Source organism: Vibrio sp. 05-20-BW147 (genome assembly GCF_013369385.1).
In the GTDB taxonomy this organism is placed as follows: domain Bacteria; phylum Pseudomonadota; class Gammaproteobacteria; order Enterobacterales; family Vibrionaceae; genus Vibrio; species Vibrio floridensis.
Map to the genome: position 1 here is coordinate 159163 of NZ_SZTO01000001.1, position 14277 is coordinate 173439.

Annotated in this window: 13 protein-coding genes; 2 read left to right on the forward strand and 11 right to left on the reverse strand. The window is 47.3% G+C overall.

Translation table 11 applies throughout. The features are described from left to right. Positions 1 to 73 precede the first annotated feature (73 nt). Positions 74 to 1063 (reverse strand): AraC family transcriptional regulator, encoded by a 990-nt coding sequence (locus FC652_RS00740; protein ID WP_176297098.1) that lies wholly within the window; start codon positions 1061 to 1063, stop codon positions 74 to 76. A gap of 197 nt (positions 1064 to 1260) precedes the next feature. Between FC652_RS00740 and FC652_RS00745 the strand changes: the two genes are divergently transcribed. Next, positions 1261 to 3204 (forward strand): TonB-dependent siderophore receptor, encoded by a 1944-nt coding sequence (locus FC652_RS00745; protein WP_255199115.1) that lies wholly within the window; start codon positions 1261 to 1263, stop codon positions 3202 to 3204. A gap of 159 nt (positions 3205 to 3363) precedes the next feature. On the opposite strand, the gene FC652_RS00750 is transcribed toward FC652_RS00745, so the two are convergent. From FC652_RS00750 to FC652_RS00760, 3 genes are all read right to left on the reverse strand, one after another. Beyond that, complete coding sequence (locus FC652_RS00750; protein WP_060534135.1) at positions 3364 to 3981, reverse strand: glutathione S-transferase family protein; 618 nt, start codon at positions 3979 to 3981, stop codon at positions 3364 to 3366. A 9-nt stretch (positions 3982 to 3990) separates the two neighbouring features. Then, positions 3991 to 5022 (reverse strand): NADP-dependent oxidoreductase, encoded by a 1032-nt coding sequence (locus tag FC652_RS00755; RefSeq protein ID WP_176297100.1) that lies wholly within the window; start codon positions 5020 to 5022, stop codon positions 3991 to 3993. A gap of 87 nt (positions 5023 to 5109) precedes the next feature. Continuing rightward, positions 5110 to 5694: a TetR/AcrR family transcriptional regulator gene (locus FC652_RS00760; RefSeq protein WP_176297101.1), complete on the reverse strand. Its 585-nt coding sequence runs from the start codon at positions 5692 to 5694 to the stop codon at positions 5110 to 5112. A 413-nt stretch (positions 5695 to 6107) separates the two neighbouring features. On the opposite strand from FC652_RS00760, the gene FC652_RS00765 reads away from it, so the two are divergent. Continuing rightward, positions 6108 to 7076, forward strand: coding sequence for a calcium/sodium antiporter (locus FC652_RS00765; RefSeq protein WP_176297102.1), 969 nt, complete (start codon positions 6108 to 6110; stop codon positions 7074 to 7076). A gap of 94 nt (positions 7077 to 7170) precedes the next feature. Here the strand turns inward: FC652_RS00765 and FC652_RS00770 are convergent, their stop codons facing one another. From FC652_RS00770 to FC652_RS00800, 7 genes are all read right to left on the reverse strand, one after another. Further along, entirely contained in the window at positions 7171 to 7311 is a 141-nt protein-coding gene (locus tag FC652_RS00770) for a hypothetical protein (protein ID WP_017422670.1), read from the reverse strand. 546 nt (positions 7312 to 7857) lie between these two features. Beyond that, positions 7858 to 8070 carry a cold-shock protein gene (locus tag FC652_RS00775; RefSeq protein WP_011081453.1) on the reverse strand — a complete coding sequence of 71 codons (213 nt, stop codon included), beginning with the start codon at positions 8068 to 8070 and terminating at the stop codon, positions 7858 to 7860. A gap of 304 nt (positions 8071 to 8374) precedes the next feature. Continuing rightward, positions 8375 to 9943 carry an alkyl hydroperoxide reductase subunit F gene (gene ahpF, locus FC652_RS00780; protein ID WP_011152333.1) on the reverse strand — a complete coding sequence of 523 codons (1569 nt, stop codon included), beginning with the start codon at positions 9941 to 9943 and terminating at the stop codon, positions 8375 to 8377. 137 nt (positions 9944 to 10080) lie between these two features. Continuing rightward, on the reverse strand, positions 10081 to 10638 hold the full coding sequence (gene ahpC / locus FC652_RS00785; RefSeq protein ID WP_176297103.1) for an alkyl hydroperoxide reductase subunit C: 558 nt from the start codon (positions 10636 to 10638) through the stop codon (positions 10081 to 10083). Between the two features lie 252 nt (positions 10639 to 10890). Then, entirely contained in the window at positions 10891 to 11808 is a 918-nt protein-coding gene (locus FC652_RS00790; RefSeq protein WP_176297104.1) for a hydroxymethylglutaryl-CoA lyase, read from the reverse strand. Then, on the reverse strand, positions 11805 to 12614 hold the full coding sequence (locus FC652_RS00795; protein ID WP_176297105.1) for an enoyl-CoA hydratase-related protein: 810 nt from the start codon (positions 12612 to 12614) through the stop codon (positions 11805 to 11807). The genes FC652_RS00790 and FC652_RS00795 overlap by 4 nt, the downstream gene beginning before the upstream one ends. A 26-nt stretch (positions 12615 to 12640) precedes the next feature. Further along, positions 12641 to 14245 (reverse strand): carboxyl transferase domain-containing protein, encoded by a 1605-nt coding sequence (locus FC652_RS00800; RefSeq protein ID WP_040110884.1) that lies wholly within the window; start codon positions 14243 to 14245, stop codon positions 12641 to 12643. Positions 14246 to 14277 lie beyond the last annotated feature (32 nt).

The following is a 14277-nucleotide window of genomic DNA, read 5'->3' on the forward strand; positions in this document are numbered from 1 at the left end:
AGAGGGCTCACTGTACGGATTGTGTCGCTATCGAACTGACTCCTATGTTCGTTGAGCTGTTCGATAGTCTGTTTTAATTGATTGTGTTCCTCGAGATGGGTTTTGCAATGGTATGTGGCGCAACACCAAAATGGCGTTTGAAGGCATTGGTAAAGTTAGAGGGGTGCTGATAGCCCGACTCGTAAGCCGCTTCAGTTACTGACATTAAACCACTTTCGAGGTGTATCTTGGCCAACTGGAGTCGCCGATAGCGAATATAGGCATTGGCAGATAGGCCTAACGCTTGGTTAAACACTCTTTGCAACTTAGAGACACTAATGGAAAACAGCTGTGCTAAGTGGCTGAGTTCCAGATTACGATTTAGATTTGCATCAATATGAGCGAGGACGGGTTCAAGCAAGTTGAGTTGGTGTTGTCTGCTTGGTGCATTGGATTCAAGATCGAGTGGCTGCAACTGCTCCAATGCCAAGGCGATAAGTTGGTGGCAGGTGCATTCAAATGCGAGTTTCTCTTGCAATGTACTTGGTGAAGGATGGGTAAGCAGTTGTGTGATCAGTTTGCGCATCTGACCTGATATCTGCAATGTTTGGCTCGCTAGATGCGTGAAAGTGAATCGATACGCAGCGTCTTGGACACCAAAATGCCGCTCTAACCAGTGCGGTGCTAAAGCGATGTTCAACTTTTTTACACTATTTCCCGCCTTCAAAATCCGTCGAAAACGCACAGGTTTGGTCAGGTTGATCGCCACAGCATCAACAGGAGCGCCAGCGTGCAGTTCAAACGCCTCATCATCGAAACCAAAGGTGACGTTGCCTTCCAATATAAACACCAAACTCAAGCTCGGTGACGCACTCGAGATGACTTCACAGCTGCATCGTTCAACAGTAGTTCCTCCTTGTAAAACAATACCGTCACCATAGCGATAGTTGAGAAAACGTCCTTCGGTGAGCAACGGAGAACCGCTGATGCCTCTGGCAATAATCTGCTGGTTGTCGTCGTTCTTCACACATTCCGTTAGAGCAACTTTTCGGTGGCTGTACACGCGCGTTTCGTTTTGTTCCATGCTGACGTTTCCTCATAACTTGTCGGTTGTTCCGCATAAGCATTTGATCTTGGTCTCATAGCATCAGGATTCTATTATATTTGAGAATTATTATCATTATCAATATTTGGAACAATTCCATGGAACAGACAAAATACCATCGCTTTACACTTTCATTGCTTTCCTACTCAGTCGCACTTGGCATATCGAGTGGTGCGATGGCTCAAGAAAATAGTGCCTACGACCCGCAAACCAATGAAAGGCAAATCGTATGGGGAACGACCGTGTCCAGCAACACAGAGTCGATGGCGTCAGATGATATGTCGTTAAAACAGGCGGATCACATGTCTGATTTGCTGCGTGATATCCCCGGTGTCGATGTGGGCGGCACGCATTCAGTCAACCAGCGAATTACCATTCGTGGCTTAGGTGAGACAGATTTGGATATTCGACTTGATGGCGCTTCTCAGCATGCCAACATGTTTCATCATATCGGTAATTTGACGCTCAATCCTGACATTCTGAAATCGGCAACGATTCAAGTAGGTAACAACTCGGTGGTGCAAAATGGGCTAGGTGGCTCGGTGTTATTCGAAACCAAAGATGCGCGTGATCTTCTCCGCTATGGCGAGACAATCGGTGCCCGTGTTTTTGCTGATTATCAAACCAATGACAGCCAACAAGGATCGCTCACTGCCTATGGTCTGGCTGGTGAGCAGTTTGACTGGATGCTCTATGGCAATTACTTGAGTCGAGATGACTTTAAAGATGGAGAAGGAACCACATCATTTGGTTCTGCTGGTGATGTGTACAATATCTTAGCGAAAGTGGGTTTTGAACCGAGTGAGCGCCATCGTTTGGAGCTGACTTACGATCTCTATCGTGACAAAGGTGACTATCGACCAAGACCCGATATGTCGGGCAGCGCCAACCAAGGGCTTTCCCAAGCAATCCTGATTCCAACGCAATATGATCGTGATACGGTCACTTTAGGTTATGAACTGTTAGGAGAACAGCACAAAGGGCGTGTTAGCCTCTATTCAAGTAAAACGGAAATTACGCGTGATGAGTCTGTTATTCCAGTTGGGCGCTGGCCAGCAAATCGCTTGAGTGAAAATGTGGCCCAAAACCGCAATACAGGTCTAAACGCTCAGTTTGTTTCTTATTTCAATGGGTTTGGCCTAGAGAACGCAACGACTTATGGCCTCGATTACATGGACAAGCGATCCAGTGCGACGTATGGCGGCAGTAAATACATGGAAGAATCCGCGGATTCTTTGGCGCTGTTTGTGGAAAATCAGCTATGGATTACAAAAGACTGGTCAGTTACCGGAGGGTTACGTTGGGATGACTACACAAGAGATGCGGTCAATGATTCTCGCGAGTTTGATGATGTCACTTGGGCGCTAGCGACAGAATGGCAAGCCACTGAACAGCTGGCTCTGTTTGCGAGTACACGTAGCCTGTTCAAAGGGCCTGAACTTATGGAAACCTTTATTCGAGCTCAGCACTCGACGTACTTGACCGATGATCTTAAGGCTGAAACGGGTCAGAATACGCAAGGTGGCGTGAAATATCGACAAACGTTTGGTGAGCATAGCGTCGCTGCCAATGTAACGGTGTTTGATACACAAATTGATGATTACATTGCTGAGTCCTATCAAGGTGCGACGAGAAGTTATTTGGTTTACAACCTCGGTGATGTGGAAATCAAAGGCTTTGAGGCCGCTGTCACTTACGGCTATGACGCATTCAATGCGAAATTGTCCTATGCGAAATCGGACATGAAAAATAAACAAACAGGTGGCCCGGTTGCCGCTGGCAATGGACGTAGTATGGATATGGGCGACAGCGTTGCGCTTACGCTAGATTACTATGCAGGTTCACTTGATCTTCTGCTTGGTTGGAGCTCGATAGTGGTGCTAGAAGAAGATAATGTTTTCGAAGGCACGCCAGTTAAAGAAGGTTACGATGTACACAACCTATATGCCCAATGGCTGCCACAACAGGTTGAGGGATTAACCGTCACATTTGGCGTTGATAATATCTTGGATGAAACCTATACCTCTCACGCCTCACGCTCGGGTTTTGCGAGAGGTTATAAGTTGGATGACTATGAGCCGGGAAGAAACGTCAAGCTTTCTGCAGCATATCAATTCTAGGCGTTTGCTGTGCAAGTGGGGCTGATGTTCTGCCCCACTAATTTGAAAGACGAATAATCGCGGACGACGGCTTTCTTAGGCTTTTGCAAACTGTAGGGCTTTCTGTTTAAAAAAAAGCCAGCCGTATCAGCGGCTGGCAAAGGCAGTGTTTAAAAGGGATTAATTGTATTGTTGTTCCAGCGCTTGCGCTTTAACAAAGCTTGGGTGGCTGGCGAGTGTATCCGCGTAACGGGCAAGGTTCGGATACTGCTCAAGCAAACCAAATTGCTGCACAATCTCGACAATGAACGAGTTCATGATGTCGGCACCGGAGAGCGTCTCACCAACAAGGTAGTTTTTGCCCTGCAAGCTTTGGTCGAGATAACCCACCACTTTGTTGATCTCCGCATCTGCGTACTGAGCAAGAAACTGCGTTTGCGCGCCATCTTTGGTTAAAAAGACTTTAAGCAGCAAAGGCAAAATGCCGGAGCTTTCCGCAAAATGCAGCCATTGCAGATATTCCACGTACTCAGCGCTCTCTGGTGCTGGAGCCAATCGCAGTGGGGCGTGTTTGGCAATGAGGTATTCGGTGATCGCGCCTGACTCAGCAATCACTTTACCATCGGCTTCGATGACCGGTGATTTGCCTAGTGGGTGGATCGCTTTCAGCTCTGGTGGTGCTAAAAACGTCACGCTGTCTCGCTGGTAGGCGACAACGTGATAGTCAACGCCCAGCTCTTCCAGCAACCAAATGATACGCTTTGAACGGGATTTGTTGAGATGATGTAGAGTGATCATACCTAGCTCCTAGCGTGGTTGATTGGTTTGGACGACCATTTTGCCGAAGTTTTTCCCTTCAAGCAGGCCAATAAAGGCTTCAGGCGCGTTTTCCAGCCCTTGGACAAGATGTTCACGATAGTGAATTTTTCCTTGTGCTAGCCATTGGGTCATGTCCGCGGCAAACTCACCATAGCGATGGCCGTAATCATCAAAAATGATGAAACCTTGCATCTTGATGCGTTTGATCAACAGTTGCGCCATCAGCATAGACATGCGATCTGGACCTTCTGGCAGTGATGTGGCGTTGTACTGGGAAATCAAACCACACAGTGGAATGCGTGCACCAGTGTTTAGCAACGGCATCACAGCATCAAAGACTTTTCCGCCGACATTTTCAAAATAGATGTCGATTCCGTTGTGGCATACTTTTGCTAATTGCTCGGCAAAGTCAGCCGCTTTGTGGTCGATACATTCATCAAAGCCCAGTGTTTCTTTGGCAAATTGGCATTTTTCTTCGCCACCGGCAATGCCAATGACGCGGCAGCCCTTGAGTTTGCCAATTTGTCCCACCATAGAGCCGACCGCGCCTGTTGCTGCGGCAACCACTAATGTGTCCCCTTCTTTGGGTTGACCAATATCCAATAGGCCCATGTAGGCAGTAAATCCAGGCATGCCCATCACACCAAGTGCATAAGAAGGGTGGCTAGGCTGTTTGCCTAATTTGATCAAGCCTTCACCGTTGGAAAGCGCGTAATCTTGCCAACCTGTGTAAGCCAACACCCATTCACCCACTTCAAACTCGGCGTGGTTGGATGCTTCAACTTGGCAAACCGTGCCACCGACCATGACCTCATCGATACCAACGGGGTCGGCATACGATTTGGCATCGCTCATGCGGCCACGCATGTAGGGATCGAGTGACAGATAAACAGAGCGTAGCAGTATTTCACCTTGGGCTGGTGTTGGGATGTCACTCTGTGTAAGCGCAAAGTTTTCTGCGGTTGGTGCGCCTACTGGGCGAGACGCGAGCACGATTTGACGGTTTGTAGGGTGAGTCATCTATTCTTCCTTTATTAGACCGGTCGTCTAGTGTTTATTTCAAAAAATCCCGCCAGCAAGGCGGGGTGTCGATAACGTATTTGAACGTTACCCTTTGAGTATCTGTTTGGTGCTGGCTAAGCACTGTTCTAAATGCGTTTGATCCTGCATTAACTTATTTAACAAGCTGGCACCTAGCCATTGTTGGTAAAGCTGCTGTGCGGTAGCCGTGGCATTGTTTACCGAGATCGAACCATCATCAATGCCAGTTTGTACTGCGCTTGCCAACGCCAGAATAACGCGTTGTGCACCTTGCGAAAGGGTATGACGCATCGTTTCAGATAGGTCAGATACCTCAGCACTGAGCTTCACCACAAGACAGCGATTGGCATTACACACACCATTTTCAATCGAAAGCCAACGAGAAAAATACGAGATAAGGTTGTCAAAACCAGAGTCATTTTGCTGGTTAAAATGCGCCTCTAAGCGAGCAAGGTATTGATGAAAATATTCCTCAATCAATGCTTGGCCAAATTGCTCTTTCGACTTGAAGTAATGATAAAACGAGCCTTTCGGCACGCCTGCTTCTTTCAACAATTGCGACAATCCCACGGCAGTAAAGCCCTGGTTGACGACGAGTTGATAGCCAACGTCAAGAATGTGTTGGCGAGTGTCATTGGTTTTCGTATTCATGAGCGGCACTATAAATGATATTAGACCAGTCGTCTAGTGTTTGGCTGGTGTTTGATCTTATAACGATCAATTTGTTTTCTTTTCTCGTGGTTTGGTAATAGAATAGCGCCGCTTAAGGGAGTAGCCTTCCTCATGGTTTGAGGAGTGAATATCAACAGTCTCCGAGCTTAATGCTTGTGGTATTCACGTTCATCTGTTCTGGCAAGACTTAAGCAAAGTTTGAATTTGGGTAGCATTTCAAACTTTGCTTCGGTTAAAGCCTACCCGAGATACGAGTATGCATGCGATATTACATGTACTTGGTATCGGAGAGCAGACGTAAGATTCCCTTCATTTCTACACTACTTCTCTGAACTGCCATTACACATTTATCAAGCTTACTCATGTAGTCATTTTCTTTTCAGGATACAAACATGTTACTGGCAAGTGTTGCAATTATTTTAGGCTTCGCGCTTTTGGTTTGGAGTGCGGATAAATTTGTCGAAGGGGCCGCTGCGAGTGCCAAATACGCGGGAATGCCAGCGTTACTGATCGGTATGCTGGTGGTCGGCTTTGGTACCTCAGCGCCAGAAATGGTGGTCTCGGCGATGGCAGCAATGGATGGCAATCCTGCATTGGCGTTGGGGAACGCACTGGGTTCCAACATCGTAAATATCGGTTTGATCCTTGGCGTCACGGCCGTGATTTCTCCGATCGTGGTGCATTCCAACATCATTCGCAAAGAGATTCCGTTGTTGCTGCTCATTACCCTATTACTAGGGGGGATGCTGTGGAACCAAACCATTAGCTTGATGGAAGCGTTTGTGTTGCTGGCGAGTTTCTTTGCTATGGTTGCTTGGTCAATTTGGAGTGCGATGCGTGCCAAAAAAGACTCTCTTGCCACAGAGTTTGAGCAAGAACTCGACGTACCTCAGCTTTCTAAAGGGATGGCTATTTTCTGGTTGATCGCCGGTTTAGTTCTGCTTATCGTCAGCTCAAGAATGCTGGTGTGGGGCGCAGTAAACATTGCTCAGCAACTGGGCATCAGCGATTTACTAATTGGCTTAACCATCGTCGCTTTAGGTACCTCTTTACCAGAACTTGCCGCATCGATTGTGGCTGCAAGAAAAGGTGAACACGATATTGCTGTGGGTAATATCGTCGGTTCAAATATGTTTAACTCATTGGCAGTGGTGGGGATCGCAGCCAGTATTGAGCCAATCGAAAATATTGGTTTAGAAGTGTTTTGGCGAGATTGGGCAACCATGCTGTTTGTCACGTTACTATTGTTAGTGACCGCTGCGCGCTTTGGCAAAAAACAGACTATTACTCGAATGGAAGGCGCTGCACTGCTAGGTTGCTATGTGGTTTATAACGGTTACTTGGTTTACGGTGCGTTATAGGATTTCAACGGTAAATTAACCGCTAGAGCAAGTCGAACAATCCAGTTACCAATCAGAGTTGTGCATGGCAGAGCATGGTTGGTAACTGGAACACTTAAAGCGCATACTGTTTCTCGAATTCTTTCTGTTCCAAAATGTCTTCGATTCGCTTTCGAGTTTGGTGCTGTGTGAGTGGCTTTTTCTCATCAGCGTCTAATGTCTCTTTCTTACTTGTTTTTTCTTTTTTCTTATCCATTTTCGCTCTCTATCTGTGTTTTTCTTTGATGTTATCTATTGATGAAATACACCTAAAAGACCGAGAATGCACCTATTTTATTTCCACTGAGTGAAAAAATACTGCCTTGGTTCGATTTTTCACAAAAATCAAAGTTTAAATCAAAAAGGCCGAGCTGAGTTTTGAGTACAACATGGCGCGTTAATATATCACTGTTAAGTTGATGTATTTCTGCAGACCAATTTAAATTATCTTTGTAAATATTAAAGTTTATTTTGAACATGCTTTAAATTTTCTTCCTTTATGTGTTTTTCACGTAATAGTTGATACCAATGACGTTGGCGAGTGGTTCTACGAGACATAAGTCCTCCGATGAATTTGATTGAATGAATATACAAAACCAATATGACACAGATGTGTCTACTCCTATTCTGTTGGCAACAAAAAAGTCTTTAAAACTGTCGACAAACAGATCAGAGGTATTTGATGAAGGTGATTGATTTTAAATGGATTACACGATGGGGCAGAGCAGGAGATGGCGTGGCCGTGGTGACCACGCCATTAAAATTATAGCGCAGTTACGTTTGCAGCTTGTGGGCCTTTTTTGCCTTGCTCAACTTCAAATGTTACGCGTTGGCCTTCTGCCAAAGTTTTAAAACCTGTTGAAACGATAGAGTTGAAGTGAACAAACACATCGTTACCACCGTTGTCTTGAGAAATAAAACCGAAACCTTTCGTTTCGTTAAACCATTTTACTGAACCAGTTACTTTATTAGACATAGATACCTCTAAGTATTAAATTTTTCGATTAATTAATTGCTGATAACAAAAGCTATTATGGGTATTAAGGAAAAGCTGTCGCAGAGGCTAAACGAAGGGTATCGAAAGATAACTGAGATTAAACTTGAACTAAATCTATCATGAATAGCTCATTTGGTAAGAGCTGATGATTACTATACACACTTTTTATTTATTAGATAGCTTTATTTTGTTTTTAAGCAAATTATTTTTTAGCATGGTTAAAAATAAAAAGAGAGGTGCTTTTAAACCTCTCTCTTTTGTGACATGCCTTTGCGGGTTGGTTTTAGCCTTGCTTACGAATCAAGTAATCAAACGCTCCCAAGCTCGCTTTTGCACCTTCGCCCATTGCGATGATGATTTGCTTGTAAGGCACGGTTGTCGCGTCACCAGCGGCAAATACACCTTCTAGGCTGGTTTCACCACGGCTACCGATTTCGATTTCGCCGCGAGCAGAAAGCTCAACGTCAGAATCTTTTAGCCACTCGGTATTCGGCACAAGACCAATTTGAACAAAGATACCAGCAAGATCTAACTGCTTGATCTCATCAGTGTTGCGATCTTTGTATTTCAAGCCAGTCACACGTTTACCATCACCAACCACTTCAGTGGTTTGAGCCATGGTGATGATATCGACGTTAGGCAGAGAGTTCGCTTTGTTGATCAGTACTTGGTCTGCGCGCAATGTGTCAGCAAACTCCAAAACCGTCACATGTTCTACGATACCTGCAAGGTCAATGGCCGCTTCGATGCCGGAGTTACCTCCACCAATAACAGCGGTTTTCTTGCCTTTGAACAAAGGGCCATCACAGTGTGGGCAGTACGCCACGCCTTTATTGCGATATTCTTGTTCACCAGGGACGTTCATTTCACGCCAACGAGCACCAGGGCTGAGGATCACGCTGTTACTTTTAAGCGTTGCACCACTTTGTAGATTGACGTGAATTTTGCCATCTTCAGTGTATTGCGCGCCCATCAGCTTTTCAGCTTGCTGCTCTGTGATGATATCAACACCGTACTCTTTCAAGTGCTCACCAAGGTTAGCCGCCAGTTTTGGACCTTCCGTGTGTTTGACTGAAATAAAGTTTTCAATTGCCATGGTGTCCATCACCTGACCACCCAAACGCTGAGCAACAATACCAGTGCGAATGCCTTTACGCGCTGCGTAAATCGCAGCGGCTGCACCTGCTGGGCCACCACCGACAACAAGAACGTCATACGGATCTTTTTCATTAAGACTTGCCGCCGCTTTTTCTGCTGCGCCATCGTCCAATTTGTTAAGAATTTCTGTCAATGACATGCGGCCTTGACCAAACAGCTCACCGTTTACAAAGACGCTCGGTACCGCGAGGATGTCACGCTGCTTCACTTCATCTTGGAACAGGGCACCATCAATCATGGTTGCGCGAATTTTCGGGTTAATCGCCGCCATCATGTTGAACGCTTGCACCACATCCGGACAGTTTTGACATGAAAGGGAAATAAAGACTTCCACATCGAGTTCTTTGTCTAGTTGTGCAATCTGTTCGATGGTTTCTGCATCCAGTTTGATCGGATGACCACCTGAATGAAGCAGGGCAAGAACTAAGGATGTAAATTCATGACCCATTGGCAAACCTGCAAAGCGAAGCGCAGTGCTTTTCTCTGGGTTAGTCACCGTCATAACGGGCTTGCGTGTGCTCGCAGCATCATCACGGACAACGGTGATCAGCGGGCTTAGATCTGCGATTTCATTGGCGAGCGCAAGAATATCTTGTGAGCCTTTACTGTCATCTAGGCTGACCACTAAACGGACGTCTTGTTTTAGATTTGTTAGATACTGGGTTAACTGTTGCTTGATCGCTTGGTCTAGCATACTCGAATACCTTTATAGTTTTTTTAAATTGGAGAGCGGTCACTCTGGATATCAGGGGGAGAGTGGACCGAGCATTTAGGTCGTCAAGTAAAACGCCCGGCCCACTCTTTAACTTAAGGGGTAATCAACGCAAATGGTTAGATTTTGCCAACTAGGTCTAGTGAAGGTGCTAGCGTTTGTTCGCCTTCTTTCCATTTAGCAGGACATACTTCGCCTGGGTGCGCAGCAACGTATTGAGCTGCTTTGATTTTGCGTAGTAGGTCTTCTGCGTCACGGCCGATACCTTCTGCTGTAATTTCAACCGCTTGGATAACACCTTGTGGGTCGATAACGAAGGTTGCACGGTCTGCAAGACCTTGGCCTGGGCGCATTACACCAAAGTTGTTGGTAATGTTGCCAGTTTGGTCGCCCACCATGAAGTATTTGATTTTGCCGATAGTTTCAGAGCTGTCATGCCACGCTTTGTGAGTGAAATGCGTGTCAGTTGACACTGAGAATACTTCCACACCGCGAGATTGAAGCTCTTCGTAGTGGTCTGCTAGGTCACCAAGTTCAGTCGGACAGACGAAAGTGAAGTCCGCTGGGTAGAAGAAAAATACCGACCATTTGCCCAATACATCTTGTTCAGTGATGTCAACGAATTTGCCATCTTTGTATGCTGTTGCGCTAAATGGTTTGATAGTAGTGTTAATCATATTCTTGATTTCCTTTAAGTTTGTTAGGTTTGGCATCGCTTGCCTTCGGGAGGTATATTCCCATTCTGACCCATGAAAGGAAAATTGCTTGTGGCTATTCTATTGATAGGCGTTTTCTATTTTACCTAGGGGAACAAAGGCGTTATTTGAAAAGTCTTATCTATTGATTGTGGATTTTTAATAGGTGATGTTTTGTGTGATAGGAACCATTCTCTAAAGCGCTTCTGCTCTGCTGGCTTAGGGCTTTCTGGGCTAAGGCTTTTTGGCCAATGACACTTTTGAGTTCGGTTGCTTGTTGAGCTGACGGCTGATTTGCCAGCCAGTTTGGATGAGTAAATCAAGATCGACACCAGTTTCTATGCCTAATCCTTGGCACAAATAGACCACATCTTCACTGGCGACATTGCCCGACGCCCCGGGAGCATAAGGGCATCCACCTAGGCCAGCCACACTGCTGTCTAGCGTATTGATGCCCATCAGTAGCGATTGATAGATATTGGCAATTGCTTGGCCATAGGTATCGTGAAAATGCACGGCAAGGTGTTCACATGGCACTTGTTTCATCACTGTATCGAGCATGGTGGCGACTTTACGTGGCGTGCCTGTACCAATGGTATCGCCAAGTGAAATCTCAAAGCAGCCTAACTGATATAGCGCAGAAGCTATGGAAGCCACTTGGCTGGGCGGGGTTGCACCATCGTAAGGGCAGTCAATGACAGTAGAAAGGTAACCTCGTACGGGGATGTTGAGCTGCTTGGCTTGTGCCATTACAGGTTGAAAGCGCTCTAGGCTTTCGGCAATGGAGCAATGAATATTGTGTTGGCTAAACCCTTCACTGCAAGAGGCGAAGACGGCGACGTGATCCACTTGGGCAGAAACAGCGGCTTGAAAACCCTGCAAGTTAGGTGTGAGGGCACTGTATTGAACTCCCAGACTGCGGTGAATTTGTTCAAACACAGCAAGAGAATCTGCCATTTGTGGCACACGTTTAGCAGAAACAAACGCGCCCGCTTCGATGCGTGTTAATCCGGTTTGGGAGAGGGCGTTGATCAGCGCCACCTTGCTATCGGTGGAAACGGCGCCCTCGTTTTGTAAGCCGTCACGAGGGCCAACCTCAACAATCGTGACGTGTTCAGGCAGGGTTAAGTTCTCTGCAGAGAAGCGGCTCATTCAATCTCCCTTTTGGCCGGACACCAACTGGGTAACCTTTTGCTAAAAAATGCATTGAGCCCTTCTTGGCCTTCTTCACTGCAACGAATATTGGCGATCATGGCACTGGTTTTGTCGATCAACGGCGATTCGATGGGCATGGATGCGCAATCTTGGCAGAGCCGTTTTACTTGTTGCATCGCTTTCGGACTGTTGTGCAATAGGCGCTGGGCCATCGATTGTGTGGTCTGCGGCAACTGTTTCTCGTCGTTAACCACAATGTGCACCAATCCCATTTCCAGTGCGGTATTGGCATCAAAGGTTTCGGCACTGAGCATGTAACGTCGAGCATGTCGTTGTCCCAAACTTCGGCAGACATACGGCCCAATGGTGGCAGGAATCAACCCTAATTTAACTTCACTCAAACAGAAGCGGCTTTCCGCGGTGGCAATGGCGATATCGCAACAACAAATCAACCCAAGTGCACCACCAAAAGCCGCGCCTTGAACGCTGGCGATGGTGGGGGCAGGGAAGTGGTCGAGGGTTTGCATCAACTTGGCCAAGCGTTTTGCATCTTCAAGGTTAGCGGCTTCGTCTTGCTCTGCCATGGCACGCATCCAGTTGAGATCGGCCCCAGCCGAAAAGTGTGGCCCGTTGGCGTTGAGAATCAAAACCCGCAATTGTGCGTTTGAAGCGAAGGTTTCTAGCGCTTCAATCAATGCGCGGATCAGGTCGGCATCAAAGGCATTGTGCTTTTCAAGCCGATTAAGGGTTAACGTGGCAACCCCTTGCTGATCCATATTGGCTAATAACGCCTGCCTAACCATAGGTTAACTCTCCAACGTGTGACTATTTACATGCGGAAAATACCAAACTCGCTGTCGCCGATCGGCGCATTCAAGCTTGCGCGTAATGCACGACCAACGATGGCGCGAGTCTCTACGGGATCGATGATGCCGTCATCCCATAATCGCGCACTGGCGTAATAGGGATTACCTTGGCTTTCGTACAGTTCAAGAATCGACTGACGATAATCGTGTTCATCTTGTTCTGGCCAGTGTTCCCCTTGGCGTGCTTTTACGTCACGACGCACTTGCGTGAGCACCCCTGCTGCTTGTTCGCCGCCCATGACCGAAATGCGAGCGTTGGGCCACATCCACAACATAGTGGGATCATAAGCCCTGCCACACATGCCGTAATTGCCCGCACCATAAGAGCCGCCGATGATCACTGTAAACTTAGGCACATCGGCACATGCCACCGCCATCACGAGTTTGGCGCCGTGTTTCGCAATGCCCTCTGCTTCGACTTTTTTCCCCACCATAAAGCCAGTGATGTTCTGTAAAAAGAGTAGTGGAATTTTGCGTTTTGCGCACAACTCAATGAAATGTGCGCCTTTTTGCGCCGATTCAGAGAAAAGAATGCCGTTGTTGGCCACAATTCCGATCGGGAAACCCAGCAAATGCGCGAAGCCACACACTAAAGAAGGGCCGTACATCGCTTTAAATTCGTCAAAGTCGGAGTCATCGACCATTCTGGCAATCACTTCACGAACATCAAAAGAGAGCCGCAAGTTAGCATTGACGATGCCGTAGATCTCATCGGCAGGGTAACGTGGTTCAAGAACGGGTTTCGGCGCGCATGGTAGAGCGGGGGCGTTGCAACTCTCGATGGCTTGACGAGCCAGTTGCAGAGCGTGTTGTTCATCCAGTGCGTAATAATCCGCCACGCCTGATTTTTTGCAATGCACGTCCGCGCCGCCCAACTCTTCTTCGCTGACAATTTCACCCGTTGCGGCTTTGACCAGCGGTGGGCCACCTAAAAATATCGTGCCTTGCTGGCGAACAATGATGGACACATCCGCCATCGCGGGGATGTATGCGCCCCCCGCGGTACATGGGCCAAGGACAACGGCAATTTGAGGAATGCCAGCGGCCGACATGCGAGCTTGATTGTAGAAAATTCGACCAAAGTGATCTTTATCGGGAAAGACTTCCGCTTGGTGAGGCAGGTTCGCCCCGCCGGAATCCACCAGATAGACGCAAGGCAGCTGACATTTCATCGCGATCTCTTGCGCTCGGAGGTGTTTTTTTACCGTGAGTGGGAAATAGGTGCCGCCTTTGACCGATGGATCGTTGGCGATCACCATGCATTCGATGCCCTGAATCTGACCAATGCCCGCCACGACCCCCGCACAGGCGATGGGTTCGTCGTAGACATTCCACGCAGCAAATTGGCCGATTTCAAGTAGTGAGGTGTTCTCGTCAAGCAGCTTGGCGATCCGCTCACGAACGGGTAACTTGCCTTTCTCTCGTTGGCGCTGCTGCGCTTTTACCCCTCCGCCTTGATGCACCAAGTTTAAGTTAGCACTCAGCTTGCGTACCAATTCTGCCAAGGTTTGGTAGTTTGATTGATAGAGGGCATCTTCTTTGCGTGCTTTTGTCGGTAAAACAGCCATGTTCCTTCCTTAGCGGGCATCGCTTCGCTGAA